This is a genomic window from Streptomyces sp. SAJ15 (assembly GCF_007595705.1).
GTDB lineage: Bacteria > Actinomycetota > Actinomycetes > Streptomycetales > Streptomycetaceae > Streptomyces.
Map to the genome: position 1 here is coordinate 655,468 of NZ_NISY01000001.1, position 24,366 is coordinate 679,833.

General features: G+C 73.3%; 25 protein-coding genes. 15 read left to right on the top strand and 10 right to left on the bottom strand.

Annotation, left to right across the window (positions count from 1 at the left end; all coding sequences use genetic code 11):
- Positions 1-21: 21 nt before the first annotated feature.
- Complete coding sequence (locus tag CD790_RS02885) at positions 22-1,068, bottom strand: GNAT family N-acetyltransferase (protein ID WP_144381352.1); 1,047 nt, start codon at positions 1,066-1,068, stop codon at positions 22-24.
- A 139-nt stretch (positions 1,069-1,207) separates the two neighbouring features.
- Here CD790_RS02885 and fdxA point away from each other — a divergent pair, with 139 nt between their 5' ends.
- Together fdxA and dapC are read left to right on the top strand one after the other, a co-directional pair.
- Entirely contained in the window at positions 1,208-1,528 is a 321-nt protein-coding gene (gene fdxA / locus CD790_RS02890; RefSeq protein WP_144381353.1) for a ferredoxin, read from the top strand.
- 103 nt (positions 1,529-1,631) lie between these two features.
- Complete coding sequence (gene dapC, locus CD790_RS02895; protein WP_144381354.1) at positions 1,632-2,765, top strand: succinyldiaminopimelate transaminase; 1,134 nt, start codon at positions 1,632-1,634, stop codon at positions 2,763-2,765.
- A 152-nt stretch (positions 2,766-2,917) separates the two neighbouring features.
- Here the strand turns inward: dapC and CD790_RS02900 are convergent, their stop codons facing one another.
- Positions 2,918-3,220, bottom strand: coding sequence for an ATP-binding protein (locus CD790_RS02900; protein WP_144381355.1), 303 nt, complete (start codon positions 3,218-3,220; stop codon positions 2,918-2,920).
- Between the two features lie 362 nt (positions 3,221-3,582).
- Entirely contained in the window at positions 3,583-4,491 is a 909-nt protein-coding gene (locus CD790_RS02905) for a hypothetical protein (protein WP_144381356.1), read from the bottom strand.
- A 59-nt stretch (positions 4,492-4,550) separates the two neighbouring features.
- On the opposite strand from CD790_RS02905, the gene dapE reads away from it, so the two are divergent.
- Both dapE and CD790_RS02915 read left to right on the top strand, forming a co-directional pair.
- A complete protein-coding gene (dapE, locus tag CD790_RS02910; RefSeq protein ID WP_144381357.1) occupies positions 4,551-5,699 on the top strand; it encodes a succinyl-diaminopimelate desuccinylase in 1,149 nt (382 codons plus the stop codon).
- Positions 5,700-5,884: 185 nt separating this feature from the next.
- Positions 5,885-6,634 (top strand): TIGR00730 family Rossman fold protein, encoded by a 750-nt coding sequence (locus CD790_RS02915; RefSeq protein ID WP_144381358.1) that lies wholly within the window; start codon positions 5,885-5,887, stop codon positions 6,632-6,634.
- 64 nt (positions 6,635-6,698) lie between these two features.
- On the opposite strand, the gene folP is transcribed toward CD790_RS02915, so the two are convergent.
- A complete protein-coding gene (gene folP, locus CD790_RS02920) occupies positions 6,699-7,559 on the bottom strand; it encodes a dihydropteroate synthase (RefSeq protein ID WP_144381359.1) in 861 nt (286 codons plus the stop codon).
- Positions 7,560-7,714: 155 nt separating this feature from the next.
- On the opposite strand from folP, the gene CD790_RS02925 reads away from it, so the two are divergent.
- Both CD790_RS02925 and CD790_RS02930 read left to right on the top strand, forming a co-directional pair.
- On the top strand, positions 7,715-8,089 hold the full coding sequence (locus CD790_RS02925; RefSeq protein ID WP_144381360.1) for a DivIVA domain-containing protein: 375 nt from the start codon (positions 7,715-7,717) through the stop codon (positions 8,087-8,089).
- Positions 8,086-8,679, top strand: coding sequence for a DNA-3-methyladenine glycosylase I (locus CD790_RS02930; RefSeq protein ID WP_144381361.1), 594 nt, complete (start codon positions 8,086-8,088; stop codon positions 8,677-8,679). Before CD790_RS02925 ends, CD790_RS02930 begins: the two co-directional genes overlap by 4 nt.
- Positions 8,680-8,704: 25 nt before the next feature.
- Here CD790_RS02930 and CD790_RS02935 read toward each other — a convergent pair whose 3' ends face one another.
- The gene (locus CD790_RS02935; protein ID WP_144381362.1) at positions 8,705-9,508 is read right to left on the bottom strand and encodes an enoyl-CoA hydratase/isomerase family protein; all 804 of its coding nucleotides are present in this window, start codon (positions 9,506-9,508) and stop codon (positions 8,705-8,707) included.
- Between the two features lie 320 nt (positions 9,509-9,828).
- On the opposite strand from CD790_RS02935, the gene CD790_RS02940 reads away from it, so the two are divergent.
- Positions 9,829-9,996 carry a DUF3117 domain-containing protein gene (locus CD790_RS02940; RefSeq protein WP_086831452.1) on the top strand — a complete coding sequence of 56 codons (168 nt, stop codon included), beginning with the start codon at positions 9,829-9,831 and terminating at the stop codon, positions 9,994-9,996.
- Between the two features lie 620 nt (positions 9,997-10,616).
- Here CD790_RS02940 and CD790_RS02945 read toward each other — a convergent pair.
- Positions 10,617-11,282 (bottom strand): O-methyltransferase, encoded by a 666-nt coding sequence (locus CD790_RS02945; protein WP_144381364.1) that lies wholly within the window; start codon positions 11,280-11,282, stop codon positions 10,617-10,619.
- A 177-nt stretch (positions 11,283-11,459) separates the two neighbouring features.
- On the opposite strand from CD790_RS02945, the gene sigE reads away from it, so the two are divergent.
- The 5 genes from sigE to CD790_RS02970 all read left to right on the top strand — a co-directional run bounded on the left by sigE (position 11,460) and on the right by CD790_RS02970 (position 16,802).
- Positions 11,460-12,242: an RNA polymerase sigma factor SigE gene (sigE, locus tag CD790_RS02950; RefSeq protein WP_144381365.1), complete on the top strand. Its 783-nt coding sequence runs from the start codon at positions 11,460-11,462 to the stop codon at positions 12,240-12,242.
- 155 nt (positions 12,243-12,397) lie between these two features.
- The gene (locus CD790_RS35500; RefSeq protein WP_186318843.1) at positions 12,398-13,084 is read left to right on the top strand and encodes a hypothetical protein; all 687 of its coding nucleotides are present in this window, start codon (positions 12,398-12,400) and stop codon (positions 13,082-13,084) included.
- Positions 13,085-13,244: 160 nt separating this feature from the next.
- On the top strand, positions 13,245-15,350 hold the full coding sequence (locus CD790_RS02960) for a S1C family serine protease (RefSeq protein WP_144381367.1): 2,106 nt from the start codon (positions 13,245-13,247) through the stop codon (positions 15,348-15,350).
- Between the two features lie 169 nt (positions 15,351-15,519).
- Entirely contained in the window at positions 15,520-15,981 is a 462-nt protein-coding gene (locus CD790_RS02965; protein ID WP_144381368.1) for a sec-independent translocase, read from the top strand.
- A 119-nt stretch (positions 15,982-16,100) separates the two neighbouring features.
- Entirely contained in the window at positions 16,101-16,802 is a 702-nt protein-coding gene (locus tag CD790_RS02970; RefSeq protein WP_399216862.1) for a hypothetical protein, read from the top strand.
- Positions 16,803-16,929: 127 nt separating this feature from the next.
- On the opposite strand, the gene CD790_RS02975 is transcribed toward CD790_RS02970, so the two are convergent.
- From CD790_RS02975 to CD790_RS02985, 3 genes are read right to left on the bottom strand one after another with little or no spacing between them, the layout of a single operon-like run.
- A complete protein-coding gene (locus CD790_RS02975; RefSeq protein WP_144381369.1) occupies positions 16,930-18,087 on the bottom strand; it encodes an Mrp/NBP35 family ATP-binding protein in 1,158 nt (385 codons plus the stop codon).
- A gap of 42 nt (positions 18,088-18,129) precedes the next feature.
- Entirely contained in the window at positions 18,130-18,690 is a 561-nt protein-coding gene (locus tag CD790_RS02980; protein WP_144381370.1) for a DUF1003 domain-containing protein, read from the bottom strand.
- 21 nt (positions 18,691-18,711) lie between these two features.
- A complete protein-coding gene (locus CD790_RS02985; protein ID WP_144381371.1) occupies positions 18,712-20,028 on the bottom strand; it encodes a magnesium transporter MgtE N-terminal domain-containing protein in 1,317 nt (438 codons plus the stop codon).
- A 234-nt stretch (positions 20,029-20,262) separates the two neighbouring features.
- Here CD790_RS02985 and CD790_RS02990 point away from each other — a divergent pair, with 234 nt between their 5' ends.
- From CD790_RS02990 to CD790_RS03000, 3 genes are all read left to right on the top strand, one after another.
- A complete protein-coding gene (locus tag CD790_RS02990; protein WP_186318844.1) occupies positions 20,263-21,006 on the top strand; it encodes a hypothetical protein in 744 nt (247 codons plus the stop codon).
- Between the two features lie 231 nt (positions 21,007-21,237).
- Positions 21,238-21,768, top strand: a complete 531-nt coding sequence (locus CD790_RS02995) for a hypothetical protein (RefSeq protein ID WP_144381372.1) — start codon at positions 21,238-21,240, stop codon at positions 21,766-21,768.
- Between the two features lie 291 nt (positions 21,769-22,059).
- Positions 22,060-23,019 (top strand): DMT family transporter, encoded by a 960-nt coding sequence (locus CD790_RS03000; RefSeq protein WP_144381373.1) that lies wholly within the window; start codon positions 22,060-22,062, stop codon positions 23,017-23,019.
- A 42-nt stretch (positions 23,020-23,061) separates the two neighbouring features.
- On the opposite strand, the gene CD790_RS03005 is transcribed toward CD790_RS03000, so the two are convergent.
- The gene (locus CD790_RS03005) at positions 23,062-24,180 is read right to left on the bottom strand and encodes a magnesium and cobalt transport protein CorA (RefSeq protein WP_144381374.1); all 1,119 of its coding nucleotides are present in this window, start codon (positions 24,178-24,180) and stop codon (positions 23,062-23,064) included.
- Positions 24,181-24,366: the final 186 nt, after the last annotated feature.

Sequence of the window (24,366 nt, forward strand, 5' to 3'; positions counted from 1 at the left end):
ACATACGTGCCTCGTACCCGCTCAGCGGGGCCCCTCGTGGGGTGCGCGCCAGTGGTGGTAGGCGTGATGGGTGGTGAAGCCCATCCCGTCGTAGAGGGCGCGCGCACCGCCATTGTCCGTCTCCACCTGGAGGTACGCAGCCGAGGCGCCCTCCTCCAGGGCCTGCCTGGCGAGTGCCGCCATCACCAGCGAGGCGAGGCCCTGGCGGCGCCGCGCGGGGTCGGTCTCCACCGCCGCGAAGCCGGCCCAGCGGCCGTCGACCACGCACCGGCCGATGGCGGCCGGCACCTGAGTGCCCCCCGCCTCGTCCGCCTCGCCCGGCGCGCCGCCGTCGCCGGGTAGGGCGGCGAACCAGACGGAGGGGCCGCCGAGCAGCACGCCGCGCACCGCGGGGGAGGGCTCGGTGAAGCGCTGGTAGCGCCGCAGCCAGGCGTCGTCGATGTCGCGGGAGACCGTCACCCGCGTGAGGTCGCCGGGCAGGTCGGCGAGGGGCGCCAGGGCCGCGATCCGGACCTCCGCCTGCACCTCACGGGTCCAGCCGCGTCGCGCCAACTCGGCGGCCAGCTGCTCCTGGGTCCCCTCGGCACCCGTGCTGACCTGGAGATACGCCGGCAGGCCGCGCTGTGCATACCAGTCGGTCACCCGATCGAGGGCGGCGTCCAGGGGCAGGCCGGGGTCGCCGACCGCCAGCACCGAGTTGGCACGCCGGGTGAATCCGCCGGAGGCCCGCAGCTCCCAGTCGCCCAGCGCCTCCCGCTCCAGCGGCGGCCAGCCGCGGGCGGCGACCCGGTCCAGCTCCCGCGCGGTGGCCGCGGGGCCCCGGCGCCGGGCCGGAGCGGCGGGCACCACCTTGCCCGCGACCAGCGAGGATTCCGCGATCCGGACGGTCTCTCCGGTTCTCCGTGTGATCTCCAGCACTCCGGCGGTCCACGATGTGAGCACACCGACCGTGTCGGTGAACGTCGGATGCCCTCCCCCGGTATCCGAGCGTCGTCGCACCGAAACGCGTTTTCCCACGTCAGCGGGGGTAATGCGGACCTCAAGCAGTCCGCCGGTGGTGAAATCCACAGCTTCCTCCGCCCCTCATGTTCGTCTGTCGCCCAAGAACGGAGATACTAGGTGCGGGCATCGACGACGCCGCGCTCCCGCGCGCCACAAGGCGGAGCCGCAAATCGGTCCGCCAGCCCTATCGAGGAGGAACGACAGCGTGACCTACGTCATCGCGCAGCCTTGTGTCGACGTCAAGGACAAGGCATGCATCGAGGAGTGCCCCGTCGACTGCATCTACGAGGGCAACCGGTCCTTGTACATCCACCCGGACGAATGTGTCGACTGCGGTGCCTGCGAGCCGGTCTGCCCCGTCGAGGCGATCTTCTACGAGGATGACACTCCCGAGGAGTGGAAGGACTACTACAAGGCGAACGTCGAGTTCTTCGACGAGCTCGGTTCGCCCGGCGGCGCCTCCAAGCTCGGCCTGATCGAACGGGATCACCCCTTCATCGCCGCGCTCCCGCCGCAGAACGGCTGACGCGCCCAGGACGGCAGTCAGGCTTACCCCAAGCGCCGCCCCGGTCCCGTATGGCCTCTCCGCCGTACGGGACCGAGGCGTTTGAGAAGAGAGAAGAGTGCACGTGCCCGCAGTCCCCGCCCGCGTCTCCGACCGGCTTCCGGTCTTCCCCTGGGACCGGCTCGAACCGTACAAGGCGACCGCCGCGGCGCACCCTGACGGCATCGTGGACCTGTCGGTCGGCACCCCGGTCGACCCGGTCCCGGCGCTGATCCGCGAGGCGCTGGCGGGTGCCGCGGACTCCCCGGGCTATCCCACGGTGTGGGGCACCCCCGCGCTGCGCGACGCGCTCGCCGGCTGGGTGGAGCGGCGCCTCGGCGCCACGGCGGTGTCGCACGCCAACGTGCTGCCGGTGGTCGGCTCCAAGGAACTGGTCGCCTCGCTCCCCACCCAGCTGGGCCTGGGCCCCGGCGACCGGGTCGCCTTCCCTCGGCTGGCCTACCCGACGTACGAGGTGGGCGCCCGACTCGTGGGCGCGGAGCCGGTGGTCTACGACGCCGGGACCTTCGCGGCCGGCGCCGCGGGGATCGAGCTGGACCCGACCGGGCTGCGGCTGCTGTGGCTGAACTCGCCCTCGAACCCCACCGGCCGGGTGCTGGGCAAGGACGAGCTGCGGGCGGCGGTCGGCTGGGCGCGTGAGCACGGCGTGCTGCTGGTCAGCGACGAGTGCTACCTGGAGCTGGGCTGGGAGGCCGAGCCGGTCTCCGTGCTGCACCCGGAGGTGTGCGGCGGCGACTTCACGGGCCTGATCGCGGTCCACTCGCTGTCCAAGCGCTCCAACCTCGCCGGCTACCGCGCGGCCTTCCTCGCGGGCGACGCGGAGGTTCTCGGCGAGCTGCTGCGGCTGCGCAAGCACGGCGGGCTGATGGTCCCCGCCCCGGTGCAGGCCGCGACGGTGGCGGCGCTCGGCGACGACACCCACGTCGCCGAGCAGCGCGAGCGCTACGCCCGCCGCCGGTCGGCGCTGCGCGCGGCGCTGGAGGGGTACGGGTTCCGCATCGAGCACAGCGAGGCGTCGCTCTATCTGTGGGCGAGCCGCGACGAGCCCTGCTGGGACACCGTGGGCGCCCTCGCCGAGCTGGGCATCCTGGTCGCCCCCGGCGACTTCTACGGCACGGCGGGCGCGCGGAACGTCCGGGTCGCCTTCACGGCGACGGACGAGCGGGTCGAGGCCGCGGTGCGCCGACTGGCGGGCTGACGGCCGCTGCGGCGACCCGCGACGAGGGCGCCGTCCGCCCGACGGACGTGCGCGGACAACACGAAGGGGCCCGGGGAGCGTGTGCTTCCCGGGCCCCTTCGTGACGGGACGCCGCGTACGCGCCGCCGGGGGCGGCGGTGTCTGCCGCGGGGTCAGCCGAGCGCGCGGGTCGCGGCGTCGAGCGGCACCGCGTCGGTGGAGATGCTGTCGGAGACGACCTTGCCGGCGGCCTTGCCCGCGGCGGGCAGCGTCTTGCCCAGCGCCTGGCCGCCGGCCGCGGCGGCGCCCTTGGCGACCTCGGTGGTGTCGGGGGCCTGCGCCGAGTTCAGCCCACCCAGCCCGGTCTGCGGCATCTCAGCGGCGTTCGCGGCGCCGACGGCGCCCACGAGGGGGGCGGCACCCGCGGCGACCAGCAGCGCGGCTCGGGCGATCCGACGCGAGAGGGGGAGGGACATGATGCTCCTTTGACGGAGGGACGTTGGCATGCGCCGTATCGGCATCTGCCGTACCGGTCGGGCGGTGTGCCGCACCGGTCGGGCATGCGCCGTATCGGCGTGTTCGCTGTCCGGCGGCCGGACGCAGTGAATACCGCTCGACGGTCCCGAAAGTTGCGGTGAACAGCAGTAAAGAATTGGCAATGCATCGCATTATCCGCTTCGGGGCAAAACGGGCGATTCCCGGGTAGTGAATTGCCTTTGAAGAAACGTCTTTCCGCCCTGTCGGCTGGGGAGCGCCATGATCGGTCGATATCGCCCTCGACCATCACCCCGCGTCAGCGACGCGTTCCCCGTACACCTCTGACGGGTGATGCGCCGCACTATTGCGCGAGCGTGATCCGTACCTCGGAACCGGAATTCTCCCCGGACTTCCGCCAGCCCTTGTCGGATTTCGCGGCCGACCACACGAGGTCCCCGTACGAGACGCGTTCGATGCGCAGCCCGGCCGAGTGGGCCACCGCCCAGTGCGCCAGCTCCCAGCCCCGGCGCCGCGGCTCGTCCCCGGCCTCGACCCGCACCGGCAGCACGATCTCCGCCTTCGACGAGCCCTCCGGCACACCCCTGCCGGAGCCTCCGCCCGGCAGCACGCCCGCGCCGAATTCCCGCTTCAGCTCGGCCCGCACCCGGACCGGATCGCCGGGCGTCCCGTCATCCGGCGGCCCCGGGCAGGTGAACGCGCCCGGCGTCCGCCCGGTGAGCACATCGGTGAGGACCACCGCTTCCGTCTCGTGCTTCGCGTACGCCTGCGGAAAACCGCTGCGCTGTACCCGCTGCGCGGCGACGGTCAGCGGCAGCCGCGAATACCCGGGAACCTTGACCAACTGGTCGTAGAACGCGCCTGCGGAATACACGGGATCGAGAATCTGCTTTTCCGAGCCCCAGCCCTGAGAAGGGCGTTGCTGGAAGAGACCCAGCGAATCCCGGTCGCCGCGCTGGATGTTGCGCAGCCCCGACTCCTGCAGCGCGGTGGCCAACGCGATGGTCACCGCCCGCTCCGGCAGCCCGCGCGCGGCGGCCACCGCCTCGATCGTCGCGGCGTTCACCGCCTGCTCGGGATCGATCGCGACGGTCTCGCCCTCGGTGCGCGCGACGCAGCGCGGCGGACCCGAGCCGCCCGACAGCAGGTGCGCCACCAGGTAGCCGGCCAGCGCCAGCAGCACGGCACAGGCCACCCCGGCACGCAGCAGGCGGGCGCGGCTGGTGAGGATGGCAGGGGGCACGCGGCACACGTTACTGGAGTGACGAGCGACCCCGACCGCCCAGGCACCGACGGGCTAGGGTCGCAGCCATGGAGCATCCCGAACGCGACGCCGCCGACCCCACCCCCGACGCCACCGCCGAGCCGGGCTCCGGGCCCACCGCCCACCCGCCGCTCGACCTCGGCGTGGACGCCGCCGAGCTGACCGCCCGGCTCGTCGACTTCCCCTCCGTCAGCGGACAGGAGGGCCCGCTGGCCGACGCCATCGAGCAGGCCCTGCGCGCCCTGCCGCACCTCACCGTCGACCGGCACGGGAACAACGTCGTCGCCCGCACCCGGCTGGGCCGCGCCGAGCGCGTCATCCTGGCCGGGCACATCGACACCGTGCCGATCGCCGACAACGTCCCCTCCCGGCTCGACGAGAACGGGGTGCTCTGGGGATGCGGCACCAGCGACATGAAGTCGGGCGTCGCCGTGCAGCTGCGCATCGCCGCCACCGTGCCCGCGCCCAACCGCGACCTGACCTTCGTCTTCTACGACAACGAAGAGGTCGCCGCGCACCTCAACGGGCTGGGCCACGTGGCCGAGGCCCACCCCGACTGGCTGACCGGCGACTTCGCGGTGCTCCTGGAGCCTTCCGACGCCCAGGTCGAGGGCGGCTGCCAGGGCACCCTGCGGGTGCTGCTGCGCACGGCGGGCGAGCGGGCCCACTCCGCGCGCGGCTGGATGGGCTCCAACGCCATCCACTCCGCCGCCCCCATCCTGGCCCGACTCGCCTCCTACGAGCCGCGCCGGGTGCTCATCGACGGCCTGGAGTACCGCGAGGGACTCAACGCCGTGCACATCGAGGGCGGGGTGGCCGGCAACGTCATCCCGGACGCCTGCACGGTGACGGTCAACTTCCGCTACGCCCCCGACCGGAGCGCGGAGGAGGCGATCACCCATGTGCGCGAGGTCTTCGCGGACTGCCCGATCGCCGAGTTCGTCGTGGACGACCACTCCGGCGCCGCCCTGCCGGGCCTCGGCCACCCGGCCGCGGTCGACTTCATGGCCGCGGTGGGCGGCACCGCGCGGCCCAAGTTCGGCTGGACCGACGTCTCCCGCTTCGGCGACCTCGGCGTGCCCGCGGTCAACTACGGCCCCGGCGACGCGCTCTACGCCCACAAGCGCGATGAGCACGTCGTCGCCGAGCGCATCCTCCACTGCGAAGAGCGGCTGCGGGCCTGGCTGTCGGCGTAGTCGTCGCGGGCCGACGCCCGCGCGCCCGGACCCGCCCCGGCCGCTAGGTGAAGGGGCGTCGGCCGAAGGATCTCGTAAGGGGGCGGCCCGGGAGAATTCCCTTGTCCTTCATCGGCGGGGGCCTACGCTGAACCAAAGATCCTCCCCGTCCACGGACGGGGAGGAGCGAGCGGAGGGAGCACCCCATGGGCAACGCCGAGGACGAGCGGACGCTGCACGAGCAGCGGCTGGGCCCGATCGTGCGCCGTCGGGACCAGGTGCAGCCGGGCACGACCGACCAGCATCTGCTGGACACCCAGCCGACCACCAACTGGGTGCACGAGGACCCGTTCCGGGTGCTGCGCATCCAGTCGGAGTTCGTGGAGGGCTTCGGGGCGCTCGCCGAACTGGGCCGCGCCATCAGCGTCTTCGGATCCGCCCGCACCCCCAGGGACGCGCCCGAGTACCAGGCCGGGGTGCGCATCGGCCGGGCGCTGGCCGAGGCCGGCTTCGCGGTGATCACCGGCGGTGGCCCCGGCGCCATGGAGGCCGCCAACAAGGGCGCCTGCGAGGCGGGCGGCGTCTCCGTCGGCCTCGGCATCGAGCTCCCCTTCGAGCAGGGCCTCAACCCGTACGTCGACATCGGCGTCAACTTCCGCTACTTCTTCGTCCGCAAGACGATGTTCGTGAAGTACGCCCAGGGCTTCGTCGTGCTCCCCGGCGGGCTGGGCACCCTCGACGAGCTCTTCGAGGCGCTCACCCTCGTGCAGACCAAGAAGGTCACCCGCTTCCCGATCGTCCTCTTCGGCAGCGACTACTGGCAGGGCCTGGTGGGCTGGCTGCGGGGCACCCTGGTGGCCCAGGGCAAGGCGTCCACGGCGGACCTGGAGCTCTTCCACATCACCGACGACGTGGAGGAGGCGGTGGCGCTGATGACGAAGGAGATCGGCATCTGAGGCGTCGGACGGCGGGCGCACAGGGCGTGCCCCGGACGCCCGCCGTCCGCGATGTCGGCGCCCGTCACGCCAGGCCGCGGCGGGCGACCGCCGGCGGGCGGTGGCCCGCGATGGCGGAGACCATGTCCAGCACCTGCCGCGTCTCGGCCACCTCGTGCACGCGGTAGACACGGGCGCCCAGCCAGGCCGACACCGCGGTCGTCGCCAGGGTGCCCAGCAGCCGCTCCTTGACCGGCCGGTCGAGGCTCTCGCCGACGAAGTCCTTGTTGGACAGCGACACCAGCACCGGCCAGCCGGTCGCCGCCATCTCGTCCAGCCGCCGGGTCGCCTCCAGGGAGTGGCGGGTGTTCTTCCCGAAGTCGTGGCCCGGGTCGATCAGGATGGCGTCCCGGCGCACCCCGAGCGCCGCGGCGCGCTCCGCCAGCCCGACCGTGACCTTCAGGATGTCCGCCATGACGTCGTCGTACGCGGTCCGGTGCGGCCGGGTGCGCGGCTCCACCCCGCCCGCGTGCGTGCAGACCAGCCCGACGTCGTAGCGCGCCGCGACCTCCGCCAGTTTGGGGTCCACCCCACCCCAGGCGTCGTTGAGCAGGTCCGCGCCCGCCTCGCAGACCGCCTCGCCGACCTCGTGCCGCCAGGTGTCGACGCTGATCACCACGTCCGGGTGGCGCCGGCGCACCTCGGCGACGAAGCCGACCGTCCGGCGCGCCTCCTCCGCGGCGCTCACCTCCTCGCCGGGCCCGGCCTTGACGCCTCCGATGTCGATGATCGCGGCCCCCTCCGCCACCGCCCGCTCGACCCGGGCGAGGGCCGGCTCGTCCTGGAAGGTGGCGCCCTGGTCGTAGAAGGAATCCGGCGTCCGGTTCACGATCGCCATGATCACCTGATCGTGCTCGCCGAACTCACGCCGTCCCAGCCGCAGCATCCGTCGTACTCCTCGTCCTCGATCCGCAAGCGACCTTAGCCGCCTTGGACCCGCCGGACGGCCGGGGCGCTCGGTGCCGTCGTCGGCACTGTCGGCGCGGCATGGCACGATCGGTGCAGACGTGAGACGTCAGCTGATGTCGGGGAGTGGTGGTCGTGTTCTGGTTCTTGCTCATCGCGCTGGTCGCGGTGGTCGGCGCGGTCACGCTCGTCGTGGTCGGCGGGGGCGAGCGCGCGGTGTTGGCCGACGCCCCGCCGGACCGGCTCGACGTACCGCTGCCCTACGACCGCCCGCTGGGCCGGGCCGACGTCGAGGCGCTGCGGCTGCCGATGACCGTGCGGGGCTACCGCATGGCCGACGTGGACGACGTCCTCGGCAGGCTCGGCGCGGAGCTCGCCGAGCGCGACGCCCGTATCGCGGAGCTGGAGATGGCGCTGGCGGGGGCGCGGGCGCTGCGCGAGTCCGGGGAGCCGACCGATCCCCGCGACGCCGCGGAGGAGAGTGACCGGAGCGAGGGGGAGGACGCATGAGCGACGGCAAGGGAGTGGTCGCCGGACCGGACGGGCTGGCGCGCTGCCCGTGGGGCCTGGAGGGCGACTCCATGGCGGACTACCGCACGTACCACGACACCGAGTGGGGCCGGCCGGTCCACGGCGACGACGCCCTCTACGAGCGGATCTGCCTGGAGGCGTTCCAGTCCGGCCTGTCCTGGCTGACCATCCTGCGACGCCGGGAGGGCTTTCGCGCGGCCTTCGCGGGCTTCGAGATCGCCAAGGTCGCGGCCTTCGCGGACGAGGACGCGGAGCGGCTGCTCGCCGACCCGGGCATCATCCGCAACCGCGCCAAGATCGCGGCGGCGATAGCCAACGCCCGGGCGGCGGCCGAACTGGCGCCGGGTGAGCTGGACGCGCTGATCTGGTCCCACGCCCCGGACCCGGACGGCCGCCCCGTCCCGCGCACCTCCGCGGACGTCCCGGCCATCACGCCGGAGTCCACCGCCCTGGCCCGGGCGCTCAAGGCCCACGGCTTCCGCTTCATCGGCCCCACCACCGCCTACGCCCTGATGCAGGCTTGCGGCCTGGTCAACGACCACCTGGCCGACTGCCACAGCCGCGCGTAGCCGCGGCAGTCACCTCCGGAGCGGGTCAGCGGCCGAGGAAGCGCGGCGTCTCCTTCTTGACGAACGCCTCGACCGCGATCCGGTGGTCCTCCGACGCCCCCGCGCGGCCCTGGAGTTCGTCCTCCTTGGCGAGGGAGTCGAGCAGCCCGTGGGCGGCCGAGTAGGCGAGGGACTCCTTGATGGCGGCGTAGGCGCCGGTGGGGCCCTCGGCCAGCCGGCGGGCGACGGCCCGAGCCTCCGCGGCCAGCTCGGCCGCGGGCACGACCCGGGCGGCGATGCCGAGGTCGAGGGCCTCCTGGGCGCTGATGCCGCGGGGGAAGAGCAGCAGATCGGCGGCGCGGGCGGGGCCGACCAGCCGTTGCAGGGTCCAGGACACCCCGGAGTCGGCGGTGAGCGCGACGCCCGCGAAGGAGGTGTTGAAGGAGGCGGTGTCGGCGACCAGGCGGTAGTCCGCGGCGAAGGCGAAGCCCGCCCCGGCGCCCGCCGCCACTCCGTTGACGGCCGCGACGACGGGCTTGGGCATGGTCGCGATCGCCGTCACGATCGGGTTGTAGTGCTCCCCTACGGTCCGCATGGTGCGGCCCTCGCCGCCCCGCTCACGGTCCTCGGCCAGCAGCCCGATGTGCTCCTTGAGGTCCTGGCCGACGCAGAACGCCCGGCCGGTGCCGGTGAGCAGCACCGCCCGGACCGCCGGATCCTCGGCCGCCTGCCGCAGGGTGTCCCGCAGCGCCTCTTTCACCTCGGTGTTCAGCGCGTTCATGGCGTCGGGACGGTTCAGCGTGATCGTCGCGAGTCCGTCGGTCAGCTCGTAGAGCACGGTGTCGGCCATGGCGGGTCCCTCTCCGTCGGTGGGCACGGTGGCGCTGCGGGTCAGCGCTCAGCATGCCGGAGATCACTCACGGCTACAGGTGACCCGACATGTGACCTGCGTCAAAGAACCGACCCGTCGTTCGGGCCCGGCGAACTCGGACGATCACACTCCGCTCCCCGAATTGGGTGGTTTTGCCAGAACGCGTCGTTCAGGGGTTGCCGCTCGATGTTGGTCATTGGGTCGCGCCATGCGGGATAATGACGGGGAGCAATGTGTTCGATGCCGGTGACACCTGGGTTGTCGGCTGCGATGAGCTGGTTTCAGGAAGGGGAACGAGCATGGCGGCCATGAAGCCGCGGACGGGCGATGGCCCGCTCGAGGTGACCAAGGAGGGGCGGGGCATCGTCATGCGCGTTCCGCTCGAAGGCGGCGGTCGACTCGTCGTCGAGCTGACACCGCAGGAAGCCGAAGAGCTCGGTGAGGCCCTGAAGAAGGTCGTCGGCTGACACAGCCTGGCCCGCCACCTCCACCGCGAGTTCTGCCCCGGCAGCCGGTCCGTACGCGAATACGCGACGCCCCGGCCGCCGGGGCAGCGGTATGTCGAGGCCCCGCCACAGGGGCGCGGGGACTGCGCGCCCAGCCACCGACGGCCTGCGGCCGGCACCGCGCGGTTGGTGCGACTGGTATGGCCGGTGTCCAACGCGGCGGTCGGGGTGGCGGTCGGGATGGCGCCCCGCAGGGGCGCGGGGAACTGCGCGCCCAGCCACCGACGGCCCGCGGCCGGCAGCGTGCGGTTGGTGCGACTGGTATGGCCGGTGTCCAACGCGGCGGTCGGGATGGCGCCCCGCAGGGGCGCGGGGAACTGCGCGCCCAGCCACCGACGGCCTGCGGCCGACACCGCGCGGTCAGCGCGACCGGCGTAGTCGCCATCCCGCAGTCAGCGCGACCCGCAGCCAGCAACCCGCATTCGGCACGACCCGCAGCCGCCAGCCCGCACTAGCCTTCAGCCCGCACTAGCCGCCAGCCCGCACTCGGCGGCACCCCGCACTCGGCGGCACCCCGCACTCGGCGGCACCCCGCACTCGGCGGCACCCCGCATGCGGCCCGACCAGCCCAGCCGGCAGGCTCAACCGCGCTTCACCGCGCACAGCAGGCCGTCGCCCACCGGCAGCAGCGAGGACTGGAGGACCGTGGACTCCCGTACGGTGCGTAGCAGCTCGCGCACCCGCAGTACCTCGGCCGGCTGCACCGCGGAGTCCACCGTGCGCCCGTCCGCGAAGACACCTTCGAAGCAGACGAGTCCGCCCGGCCGCAGCAAGCGCAACGATTCGGCGAGGTAGTCCAGGCTCTCCAGCGGGTCGCCGTCGCAGAAGACGAGGTCGTAGCCCCCGTCGGCGAGGCGCGGCAGCACCTCCAGGGCCCGGCCGGGGATGAAGCGGGCGCGGTTGCCGGCGAAGCCGGCCGCGCGGAACGCCTGGCGGGCGAACTGCTGCCGCTCCGGCTCGCTGTCCACCGTCGTCAGCACGCCGTCCGGCCGCATCCCGTGCAGCAGGTGGATGCCGGAGACCCCGGTCCCGGTGCCGATTTCGGCGACGGCCTTGGCGTCGGCGGCCGCGGCGAGCAGCCGCAGCGCAGCGCCGGTGCCGGACGACACCGAGCGCAGCCCGGCCTCGCGGGCCCGGTCACGGGCCCAGCGCAGGGCTGCGTCCTCGGCGACGAACGCATCGGCGAACGCCCAGCTCGTCTGCCGGTTGCCGGTAATGGCCCTCTCCTGTCCCCGTAGTTGACGCACCCGTGACTGTATCCGCTGAACGCGGGAACCCGCAGATGGGACCGGGCGTTGTACCGGGGGTGGGAGCGGTGCGGAAAGGCGCCGTGCGGCGCGGCCGCGCGGCGGGTCGTTCCCCGTGGAGACCAAGACCAAATGCAGGTCAAAAATGCTTATCCGGAGCTAACGGGCGAGGTGGATATGGTAGGGGCTCTACTGGACACCACCAGAGCCGACAGGGGAGGTGCGGCTGCGGCCGGTGACCGGAGAGTGCTGTGGCGCTTTCGCGGGTCGGCGGTCGAGCCGAAATCCGTGACCGACAACGCTGACCGTTCCCGTTCCGCCGACTCCGCCACCACCGCGACCTTCGCCAGCGATGCGGACGCCCCGGCGTGGACCCCTCCCACGTGGGAGGAGATCGTCAGCATGCACAGTGCACGGGTCTACCGCCTCGCCTACCGCCTGACCGGCAACCAGCACGACGCCGAGGACCTCACCCAGGAGGTCTTCGTCCGCGTCTTCCGCTCGCTGTCGACCTACACGCCCGGCACCTTCGAGGGCTGGCTGCACCGCATCACCACCAACCTCTTCCTGGACATGGTCCGTCGCCGTCAGCGCATCCGCTTCGACGCGCTCGGCGAGGACGCGGCCGAGCGGCTCCCCAGCCGCGAGCCCTCTCCCCAGCAGCACTTCAACGACACCCACTTCGACGCCGACATCCAGCAGGCGCTGGACACCCTGGCTCCGGAGTTCCGGGCGGCCGTCGTGCTGTGCGACATCGAAGGTCTGTCGTACGAGGAGATCGCCGCCACGCTCGGCGTGAAGCTCGGCACCGTGCGCAGCCGGATCCACCGCGGCCGCTCGCACCTGCGCAAGGCGCTGAAGCACCGCTCTCCCGTGGCCCGCGCCGAGCAGCGCGCGGCCGTGGCCGTCGCGCCCGGGGCCGGTGGCTTCGGGCTCAGCGGGGAGGTCGGAATCGCGTGACCCGATCAGGCGGTCAGTCCCCCGCCGAGCAGCATCTCGGCGACCGCCTTGCGGCTCTGGTCGACGGCGAGTTGGGGCATGATGCGCGCGAGCGGGTGCTCGCGCATCTTGCGACGTGTTGCCGGTGCAAGGCGGAGGCCGATGCACAGCGGCAGTTGAAGAGCGTCTTCGCGCGGTCGGCGCCACCGCCGCCATCGGAAGGGCTGCTGGCCCGGCTGCAGGCGCTGCCTGCCGGCGGGCTCGCCGACGGCCGAGGGCCGGGCGAGGGCGGAGCGGACGGGCCGGGCGGGTCGGACGGCCCGTTCGGCGGTTCCGGGGGTTTCGGCATGCGGGAGGAGCCCTTCGCCTATCTGCCGGCCGCCGCGCCCACCGCGCGGCAGGGCGGCTTCCGCATCCATGAGGTCGGGCGCTCGTCCGCGCGTGGCCGCCGGTTCGCCTTCGCGGCGGCGGGCGCGGTCTCGCTGGCCGCGTTCGCGCTGAGCAGCGCGCTGCCGGTGGAGGGCCCGGCGCCCTCCCGCGGCCGTGCGGGGGGCTCGGACCGCTCGGTGTCCCCGGCCGACGTGGCCGCGCCGGCCGCCGACGCCCGGCAGCGGGGCTCCCGTCCCGGGGTGCTCACCAACACCGCCGGTGGGGTCGTCTCGCCCGCCCACCCGCCGTACAACGTCTCCCGGCTGCCGGCCAGCGGTGCCCTGCCGCCGGTGGTTCAGCCGGTGCTGTCGGCCAGCCAGCAGCTGCGTCCCGGCGGCAGTGCCGAGCCCGCCGCACCGCGCCAGCAGGCCGGCCCGTCCGCGGCCACCCCGCGGGCCTCGGAGGCCGTCCGGGCCACCGCGGGCTCCGAGTAGCGCTCGGTCCCCGTCCGCCGGCGCGGTCGGGGACACTGCGCAAGCCCCGCGAGACCTGGTTGAATCGCTTCGGGGCAGCGCCATCGACCCGTAGCGGGGACGCAAGGCATGTCCCGAGCTGTGCAGTCCGCGCCGCGTCGCGGAAGACTCTGGGGAGATCATGGACGAGGGGAAGGCCCCCGGGCCCAAGCCGAAGTGGTGGAGCCGCCCGAGCGCCGGTCGGCCCGCCGCGCCGTCATCGGACCACGCACCGCGGTCGGCCCCCGGAGGCCCGTCGCACCCGCCCACCGCCCCCGAGGCCCAGGACGCCGACGTACGGCCCGTGACCGGGGCCTTCGAGGACGCGCCGGCCGGCGACACGCTCCCGTCGACCGTCGCACCCGAGAGCGACGTCTCCGGGGCGCGCCCCGTCGAGCGGACGACGGACGCCGTGGAGGCCGCGGAGGCCGAGCCGGAGGACGCCGAGCCGGAGGACGCCGTGCCGGACGCCGCCGCGGCCGGGACGACCGTCTCCATGGACGCCGTGCCGACCGAATCCCTGCCGGCCGTCTCCTCGGCGACCGACGCGGTGGCGACCGACTCCGTGGCGACCGCGCCTGCGTCGACCGCGCCTGCGTCGACCGAGCCCGTGCGGGCCGAGGCGGAGGCCGCCGCGCTTGAGGCCCCGGCCGCCGACGCCGTCCCCTCCACCCCGGCGGAGCCGCGGGCCCAGCGGCCCAAGCCGCTGCACGCCCCGGATCCCTACGGGACCCCGCCGTACGGGGACCCGGGGCCGTGGGCGCCCGCGCCGCCCGTGCAGCGGCCGAGTGTGACGCCGGCGCACGGCACCCGGCTCCCGCCGGCGGCCCACCAGGCGCCCGCGCCCGCCCCGCACCCGGGGATGACGCCGGCGCACGGCACCCAGCTGCCGCCGCCCGCCCCGGTGCTGCACCAGCCGCAGCCGGCCCCGCACGCGGGCATGACGCCGGCGCACGGCACCCAGCTTCCGCAGCCGGCCCCGGCCCCGGCCCCGCTCCCCGCTCCGGCTCCGCTCCCGGCCCCGGCGGTCGTCGACCCGGTGGCGCCGACGGCGGCGCAGTCGCGCTGGATGAGCTACGACCCGTGGAGCGCGCCGCGGATGGCGGTGCCGGCCGGACCGGCCGAGGGGGCCGGCCGGCCCCGCCGCCGTGGCCTGCTCGTCACCGGGGCGCTGCTGATCGCCCTGGTCGCGGGCGGCGTCGGCGGTGGCATCGGCGCCTACATGGAGCGCAACGGCGGCATCAGCGGCGATGGTGTGGAGCTGTCCCAGCCGCCGGCCGAGGAGGGCGCGCGCGACCCGGAGAGCGTGGCCGGGATCGCCGCAAGAGCGCTGCCGGGCGTGGTCACCATCCACGTGGGCGGCGGCTCCGAGGAGGCCACCGGCACCGGCTTCGTCCTCGACGCCAAGGGCCACATCCTCACCAACAACCACGTGGTCGAGGGGGCCCGCTCGAACGGCGACATATCGGTCACGTTCAACGGGGGCGAGGTCGCCCGCGCGAGCATCGTCGGCGGGGACGGCGGCTACGACCTTGCGGTGATCAAGGTCGACGGCGTCTCCGGGCTGCGGCCGCTGCCGCTGGGCAACTCGGACTCGGTGCGGGTCGGCGACCCGGTCGTCGCCATCGGCGCTCCGTACAACCTGGCGGGCACCGTCACCGCGGGCATCATCAGCGCGCGGGAGCGGCCGATCACCGCCGGCGGCGAGAAGGCGGACGGCAGCGACGTCAGCTACGTCGACGCGCTGCAGACCGACGCCCCGATCAATCCGGGCAACTCCGGTGGGCCGCTGATGGACTCCAAGGCGCGCGTGATCGGCATCAACAGCGCCATCCGCGCGGCCGACGACGGCGCCGGGCTGGGCGGCGGCCAGGGCGGCTCCATCGGACTGGGCTTCGCGATCCCCATCAACCAGGGCAAGCGGGTCGCGGAGGAGCTGATCAACACCGGCCGGGCCACCCATCCCGTGATCGGTGTCACGCTCGACACCGGCTATGCCGGCGACGGCGCGCGGGTCGAGACCAAGACCGACGGCGGCGAGCCCGTGAAGCCGGGCGGACCCGCGGACCGGGCCGGGGTGCGACCGGGCGATGTGATCACCAAGGTGGACGGGGTGCGGGTGCACAGCGGGCGGGAGCTGATCGTCAAGATCCGGGGCCACCGGCCCGGTGACCGGCTGGAGCTGACGCTGGAGCGGGACGGCCGGGAACGGACGGTCTCCCTCATCCTCGGTACGGCCGGCGGCTGAGCCGCCCGTCGCCCGCGCGGGCCCCCGGCGGTGCGGACCGTTTGCGGCCCGCCGGACCGGGCTCCGGACACCCGGTGTTGGCCCGGGCGTCTCCCGGGAGGCACACAGAGACAGGTACCGTGTTCATTGGCCTGGATCCGCGGCCACAGACGTATCAAGGAGCTGCAAGGTGTTCTTCGACATAGGACCCCTAGAGCTGATCGCGCTCATCATCCTTGCGGTGCTCGTCTTCGGCCCGGACAAGCTTCCGAAGGTGATCCAGGACGTCGCCGGGTTCATCCGCAAGGTGCGGGAGTTCTCCGACAACGCCAAGCAGGACATCCGCTCGGAGCTCGGGCCCGAGTTCAAGGACTTCGAGTTCGAGGACCTGAACCCCAAGACGTTCGCGCGCAAGCACCTCCTCGACAAGGACGAGCTCGGCCTGAAGGAGATCCGCAACGGCTTCGACCTCCGCAAGGAGATGGCCGAGGTCGCCGACGCGGTGAACGGTCGGGAGAGCGACCGGGCGAGTGGCCCGGCCCTCCCCGCGCCCGCCTCGGGAGCGAGCTCCTCCAACGGCTCCGACCTGCTGCGCAAGCGGGACTCCGGCGGCGCGGTCGAGCGGCCGCCGTTCGACTCGGACGCCACCTGAGCCCCTGGCCTGCCGGGCGTGGTTGACCCGTATGGCTATCCTCCCTTTGTCCGGGGTGAGAGGTCGCCCGAGGGGGGCGGGCCGCCCACGAGGCAGGGCAGCAAGGAGGCTCCGCGCAGATGGAGACGACGGGTCGGTCAGGGGTACAAGAGGTGGCGACCGGTGCACCGGGCGCGGCGGCCACGCAGGTCGCCCAGGCCGCCCAGGGAATGCCCGCTGACGCTCGGCGCACGATCGACGGCTATCTGATGGCCGCGTTCCCCTGGTACGGGCTCGACGAGGCGTTCACGGGGCCGCGCCGGCTGATGCAGGTCGGCGCCAGCGCCGACGGCACCGTGGAGCACGGCTCGACCGGCCATGGCGACGAGCCGTCGCTGCGGGCCGAGACGGACGCCGAGGCACGCGACCGCCAGCGCTTCGTGGTGGTGGTGACCGTCGCCAGCCGCCCGCTGCGGCGCAGCGCCGACGGCACCGGCGTGCTGGAGGCCACCTCGGTCTCCTCCGCGGCCTGGCTGGCCGGCTCGGGGCTGCTGTCGTGCACCTGGCCGTCGCGGATGGAGCGGGCGCTGCGCCAGGACTGGCTGGAGCAGCAGACCGCGATCGCCTGGGAGCTCGCCGACGACCTGGGCGGCGAGGGCTGGTCGCAGTTGTCGCTGCCGGTGGACGGCGAGCCGGCCACGTTCCACTACCGCGAGTCGGAGTACGGCTGGGTGCTGGCCGGCTCCGCGCGCGAGGGCGTGCACCTGGGGGCGTACGGGCGTGGCATGAGCGCCTACGGTCTCGGCTTCTCGGTGGTCAAGGACATCGCCAGCTACACCTGAAGCGGCGCCGCGGACGGCGGCTCTCCGCACGGGTAAGGGGCGGCCTCCCAGGGAGGCCGCCCCTTACCCGTGGGCGGGGGCCCGTGTCGCGGCGGGTGACCCGCCGCGACACGGGACCGCGCGTCGATCAGAACTTGTTGCGCGGGGTGATGCCCAGCGACAGCCCGGCCAGCCCGCGCTGGCGGCCGCCGAGCTTGCCGGCGATGGCGCGCAGCGCGCTACCGGCCGGGGAGTCCGGGTCGCTGAGGACGACGGGCTTGCCCTCGTCGCCGCCCTCGCGCAGCCGCACGTCGATCGGGATCGAGCCGAGCACCGGGACGTTGGTGCCGGTGGTCCGGGACAGCCCGTCGGCGACCAGCTGACCGCCGCCGGTGCCGAACACGTCGACCATCTCGTCGCAGTGCGGGCACGGCAGCCCGGACATGTTCTCGACGACGCCGACGATCTTCTGGTGCGTCTGGACGGCGATGGAGCCCGCCCGCTCCGCGACCTCGGCGGCGGCCTGCTGCGGGGTCGTCACCACCAGGATCTCGGCGTTCGGCACCAACTGCGCCACCGAGATGGCGATGTCGCCGGTGCCCGGCGGCAGGTCCAGCAGCAGCACGTCCAGGTCGCCCCAGTAGACGTCCGCCAGGAACTGCTGCAGCGCGCGGTGCAGCATGGGGCCGCGCCACACCACCGGCGCGTTGCCCGGGGTGAACATGCCGATGGAGATGACCTTCACGCCGTTCGCCGACGGCGGCATGATCATGTTCTCGACCTGGGTCGGGCGGCCGTCCGCGCCCAGCATCCGGGGCACCGAGTGGCCGTAGATGTCGGCGTCCACGACGCCGACCTTCAGCCCGTCGGCGGCCATCGCGGCCGCCAGGTTGACGGTCACCGACGACTTGCCGACGCCGCCCTTGCCGGACGCCACCGCGTACACCCGGGTCAGCGAGCCGGGCTTGGCGAACGGCACCTCGCGCTCGGCCTGTCCGCCGCGCAGCGAGGTCGCCAGCTCGCGCCGCTGCTCGTCGCTCATCACGTCGAGCTCGACGGTGACGCCGGTCACGCCGGCGACCCGGGACACCGCCTCCGTCACGTTCTTGGTGATCGTGTCCCGCAGCGGGCAGCCGGAGACGGTCAGATAGACGGCCACCGCGACCGTCCCATCAGCCGCGATCGCGATCGACTTGACCATGCCGAGATCGGTGATCGGCTTGTGGATCTCCGGGTCGTTGACCGTCGCGAGTGCGGCGCGCACCGCCTCTTCGGACGGAGCGGATGGGGGAGTGTCGGTAGCCATGCCGAAATGGTACGGCGCGGTAGCCGGCCTCGGGAAAGGTCGTCAGCGGTCGCGTTCCTCACTCCCGGAGGGGTCGTCCACCGGGAATACGCGGCCGCCCGGCGGCGCGTCCCCCAGCGGCGCGCGCCGCTCCTCCACGTCCCGCAGCTCCTTGATCAGCTCTTGGAACTCGGAGCGGATCCAGTCCCGGGTCGCGACCTCGCCCAGCCCCATCCGCAGCGCCGCGACCTCGCGGGTCAGATACTCCGTGTCCGCGATCGACCGCTCGTCCCGGGCCCGGTCCTGCTCGACCACCACCCGGTCGCGGTCCGTCTGCCGGTACTGGGCCAGCAGGATCAGCGGGGCCGCGTACGACGCCTGGAGCGACAGCATCAGCGTCAGGAAGATGAACGGGAACGGGTCGAAGCGCAGATGGCCGGGTGCGGTGGTGTTCCACACCACCCAGACGAAGACGAAGACCGTCATCCAGGCGATGAACCGCCCGGTGCCCAGGAACCGCGCGATGTGCTCGGACGCCTTGCCGAACGCCTCCGGGTCCCACCGCGGAAACCAGCCACGACGGCGGCCTCTGGGCTGGTCCAGACGGCTGCGCTCACCGCTCATCGGCGGCCTCCGCGGTCGCGCTCATCGACGCCCTCCGGCCGGGGTCCGGCCCGGACCCTTCGGGACGGCGGCCCCCGGCACCTCCTCACCCGCCTGCAGCTCCCGCTCCCGCCAGTCCTCCGGCAGCAGATGGTCCAGCACGTCGTCGACGGTCACCGCGCCCAGCAGCGAGCCGCTCTCGTCCACCACGGGGGCGGCCACCATGTTGTACGTGGCCAGATAGCTGGTCACCGTGGGCAGCCCGGTGTCCGGCGGCAGCGGCCGCAGATCGCTGTCGACCAACGCGCTGACCAGGGTGAACGGCGGGTCCCGCAACAGCCGCTGGAAGTGCACCGTCCCCAGGTACTTGCCGGTCGGCGTCTCGTCCGGCGCCCGGCACACGTACACCTGCGCGGCCAGCGCCGGGGACAGGTCCGGATTGCGCACCCGCGCGAGCGCGTCCGCCACGGTGGCGTCCGGCAGCAGCACGATCGGCTCGGTGGTCATCAGCCCGCCCGCGGTGCGCTCCTCGTACGCCAGCAGCCGGCGCATGTCCGCCGCGTCCTGCGGCCGCATCAGGGCCAGCAGCCGCTCCTTGTCATCCTCCGGCAGCTCGGACAGCAGATCGGCCGCGTCGTCCGGGTCCATCGCCTCCAGGACGTCGGCCGCCCGCTCCTCCTGGAGCTTGCCCAGGATCTCCACCTGGTCGTCGTCGGGCAGTTCCTCCAGCACGTCCGCGAGCCGGTCGTCGTCCAGCGCGGCCGCGACCTCCGCGCGGCGCTTGGCGGACAGGTGGTGCAGCACATGGGCGAGGTCGGCGGGGCGCAGCTGCTCGAACGTGGCCAGCAGGTTCTCCGCGCCCTGGCCATGCTCCTCCAGTGAGAAGCCGCTGACCGCCGACCACTCCACCGTCAGGGTCTCGCCCCGGCGCCGCAGCGCCCCGCCCTTGCCGCGCCGGACGAAGACCTTGTCGACCTCCCAGTCGCGCCGGGCGGGCAGCTGCACCATCGCCACGTCCAGGACGGTGACCTGCTCACCGCTCTCCACCAGCCGCACCCGCCGGTCGAGCAGCTCGCCCAGGACCAGGGTCTCGGTGGGGCGCTGTTCGAAGCGCCGCATGTTGACCACGCCGGTGGTGATGACCTGGCCGTGCTCGACGCCGGTCACCCGGGTCATCGGCAGGAAGATCAGCCGCCGGCTCATCACCTCGACGACCATGCCCAGCACCCGTGGCGGGCGGCCGCGCAGCCGGAGCATCGCGACGATGTCCCGGACCCGCCCCACCTGGTCGCCGTTGGGGTCGAAGACGGCGACGCCCGCCAGGTGCGAGACGAACACCCTGGACCCGCCTGGTCCCACGCCGCACCTCCCCGAGCACCTGAATACCCTGATATCCGCTCAAGTCGGATTCAGGCTAACGCGCCGCGCGGCACTCCGCCGCCGGTCGCACCGGATGCCCCCGGGCGGCCCTTCAGGAGGGAGCGGAGGGCCGTCTCCGGTGGTGCGGGGGCCGCGCCCCGGAGGCCGGGAGAGTGGGCGTAGACGGCACGGGTACGCTGCCCTACTGCACCGGCATCAGGAGGCAGAGCAGACGTGCGCATCCGGAACACGGCTGTCGTGGGGGCGATGTGCGCGGGGTTGGCCATGGCGCTCGCGGGATGTGGCGGCGACGGGGGCAAGGACCCCGACGCGGGCACCAACGGCGTCGGCAAACTCCCCGCCACGAAGATCGAGAGCAAGGCCCGCAAGGCCGCGGGCGGCGCGGGCTCGGTGCATCTGTCCGGCACGCTGGTCAGCAAGGGCCGCACCTTCACGCTCGACATGCGGCTGAAGGGGAACGGCGGCACCGGCCAGGTCTCCAGCCAGGGCGGCACCTTCGAACTGCTGCGGGTCGGGCAGGACCTCTACCTGAAGGCCGACGCGGGCTTCTGGACCCACCAGGAGGCCGGTAAGCCGTCTGAGGCGGACGGGGCGGCCGCCCGGAAACTCGACGGCAAGTACGTCAAGGTGCCGGTCGGCGACCCCTCCTACAAGCAGCTCAGCGGCTTCACGGACAAGGGGCTGCTGCTCGACGGGCTGCTGGGGCTGCACGGCGAGATCACCGTGGGGAACCGGGGCTCGGTCGGCGGCGTCCGCACCATCCGCATCAGCGGCGGCGCGGGCTCCGGCGGCTCCCTCGACGTCTCCCTCGAGGGCGACCCCTACCCGCTCCGACTGCGCCGCGCCGGAGGCGCCGGCGTGATCACCCTCAACGACTGGAACAGGGACTTCACCCTGGCCGCCCCGGAGAAGACCCAGGTCGTCGACTACGGCCAGCAGATCCCGGCCAGTACGTAGCGCCTCCGGCGGGGACTCTGTTCAAGGCGGTCGGGTGGCGGGCCCGGGTGGGTGGTCGGGTCGGTTCCGGTCCGGGGCGCCTCCGGGGCGGCATGATTGACGGGCGACGACTCCGAACCGCGATCGTGCCCCCGTGTTGCCCACACATCACGCGTGAGTGCCCCGGAGGCGCCCCTCCCCGTCCCCTCCCGCAGTCGCCCGGCGCACCGTCGCCCGACATAAGGTGAGCCCATGACGCAGACGCTGATGGACCGCGCCCTCATCGAGGAGGCCGCCAAGAAGTCCGGCCTGATCTGGGTGCGCGGCTCCGAGGGGCCCGAGCGGGCCCTGTGGCACGTCTGGCACGAGGGCGCCGCCTGCCTGGTCGGCGACGGCCCCGGCGAGCAGCCGCTCCAGGGCCTCGGCCTGGTCGACGGCGGCACCGCGACGGTGACCGTGCGCAGCAAGGACAAGGGCGGCCGCCTGGTCGGCTGGACCGCCCGCGTCGTCGAGACGGCACCCGGCTCCGAGGCGTGGACCGCCGCGGTCGACGAGCTCAAGGGCAAGCGACTGAACGCGCCCGACGCCGAGCGGATCACCGACCGCTGGGCCCGCGAGTGCCGCGTGCTGCGCCTGGAGCCCACCGAGGGGCCCGTGGCCGAGCAGCCCGACGGCTCCCTGGCCGCGCCCCCGCTGGCGACCTCGGCGATCACACGTCGTCCCATCCCCGCCGCCCTGCCGAAGCTGCTGGCCCGGCGCCGCGGCAAGAAGCGACACGGCTGACCTCCCCGGTCGGTTCCCGCCCCGATGGCGGTGGGCCCGGTCCGCGCGACACGGGAGGGGACGGGGAGGGGTGCCTTCGGGGCACTCACGCGTGATGTGTGGGCAAAGAGGGGGCGAGGACTCGGCTCGGAGTCGTCGCCCGTAAATCATGCCGCCCCGGAGGCGCCCCGGACCGGAACCGACCCGACCCACCGGCCTCAGCCGCATCCCCCGCCACCGGTCCCGGCCCGCCGCGTCCCGCGATGCGAAACGACAGTTTCATAGTGCACTTATGCCCCTTACGCTGGGCGTGTGCATACCGCCCGTACCCGAGCTGCGGCCACCACCCCCGCTTCGGCGCCGTCCGCTGAGGTCGCCGCCTCACCGTCGGCCGCCGCCGTGCGGCTGGACATCGTGCTGCTGGCCGTCGCGATCGCCGGAGTCTCGCTGTCGGCGCCGCTGATCGCGGGCACGGTGGCCCCGGCGCTGGCGGTGGCGTTCTGGCGGAACGCCATGGCGGTCGGGGCCCTGAGCCCGCTGGTGCTGCTGCGCCGCCGGCACCGGATGGAGCTGCGGACGCTCGGCCGCCGGGCGCTGCTGCTGTCGGTCGCCTCCGGCGCGCTGCTGGCGCTGCACTTCGGGCTGTGGCTGCCGAGCCTGCGCATGACGTCCGTGGCCTCGTCCACCGCGCTCGCCACCACCACCCCGATCTGGACGGCCCTGGTGCTGCGGCTGCGCGGTCACCGCCCGCACGCGCTGGCCTGGGCGGGCATGGTGCTGGCCTTCCTCGGCGTGGTCATCCTGACCGGAGTGGACCTGTCGCTGTCGCCCCGGGCGCTCGCCGGCGACGCGTTGGCGCTGGCGGGCGGCATGGCGGCGGCCGGCTATGTGCTGTTGGGCTCCGAGGTGCGGCGTACGGCGAGCACCACGGCTTACACGTACGTCTGTTATACGACGACCGCGGTCCTGCTCCTGGTCACCTGCCTGCTGACCGGTGCCTCGCTGGGCGGCTACAGCGGAGAGACCTGGCTGAAGTTGGCGCTGTTGACGGTCACCGCGCAGCTGCTCGGCCACACCTTGATCAATCGGGTGGTCAAGGGCCTGGGACCGTCGGTGACCTCGACCGCGATTCTCCTGGAGACGCCGGGCGCGGCCCTCATCGCCGCGGTGTGGCTGGGGCAGACCCCGCCGGCGGCCGCCTACCCGGCGCTGGTGGTGATCCTGGGCGGGCTGGCCCTGGTCATCGCGGCGGGCCGCAAGGAGAGCTCCTGAGCGGGGCCGGCCGGCGTGCCCCGCCCGGGACTCCGTGACGTGCTACAGCCAGCCGTTCCGCTTGAAACTGCGGTGCATGACGCAGCAGATGGCGACGATGGCGGTCATCACCGTCGGATAGCCGTACCGCCAGTGGGTCTCCGGCATGTGGTCGAAGTTCATGCCGTAGACACCGCAGATCATGGTGGGGACGGCGATGATCGCCGCCCAGGCGGTGATCTTGCGCATGTCCTCGTTCTGGGCGACCGTCGCCTGGGCCAGGTTGGCCTGGAGGATGGAGTTGAGGAGCTCGTCGAAGGAGACGACCTGCTCGGTGACGCGCGCCAGGTGGTCGGCGACATCGCGGAAGTACTTCTGGATGTCCGGGTCGACCAGCCGCATCGGGCGCTCGCTCAGCAGCTGCATCGGCCGCAGCAGCGGGGAGACGGCGCGCTTGAACTCCAGTACCTCCCGCTTGAGCTGGTAGATCCGGCCGGCGTCGCCGCCGCGTGCGGCACCGCCGCTGGGCCCGGAGCTGAAGACGTCGATCTCCACCTCGTCGATGTCGTCCTGCACCGCGTCCGCGACCGCGATGTAGCCGTCGACCACCTGGTCGGCGATGGCGTGCAGCACCGCCGAGGGGCCCTTGGCGAGCAGCTCCGGGTCGTCCTGGAGTCGGTGCCGCAGCGCGCGCAACGACCCCTGGCCGCCGTGCCGGACGGTCACGATGAAGTCCCTGCCGGTGAAGCACATCACCTCACCGGTCTCCACCACCTCGCTGGTGGCGGTGAGTTCGGCGTGCTCCACGTAGTGGATCGTCTTGAAGACGGTGAACAGGGTGTCGTCGTACCGCTCCAGCTTGGGGCGCTGGTGCGCGTGCACCGCGTCCTCCACGGCGAGCGGGTGCAGCCCGAACTCCTTGGCGATGCCGGCGAACTCATGCTCCGTCGGCTCGTGCATCCCGATCCACGCGAAGCCGCCCTCGGCGCGCACCCGCGCCATCGCCTCCGACGGGGTGATGTGGTCGCTGACCCGCTTCCCCTCGCGGTAGACGGCGCAGTCGACGATCGCGCTCGATGCCGAGGGGTCACGGGTGGTGTCGTACCGGTCGTACTCGTGCGGGGTGTGGCCGCGCCGCAGGGCGGGGCGGACGGCTGCGCGCAGGTCGCGGATCATCGACATGGCGGGCTCCTTCACGGGCCGGCCGTCAGCGTGTCTCGCGCGGGGCGCAGCGCGGCCCGGAAGGTGGACGTACGGAAAGGATCACGGCCGTACGCCCGCAAAGCGGGCGGCGCTCCAGTGCGCGGTGACACTGACGGGACTTCGCGGAATTACGCAGAAGAACGGGGTAAAGCGGGGCGAGACGCT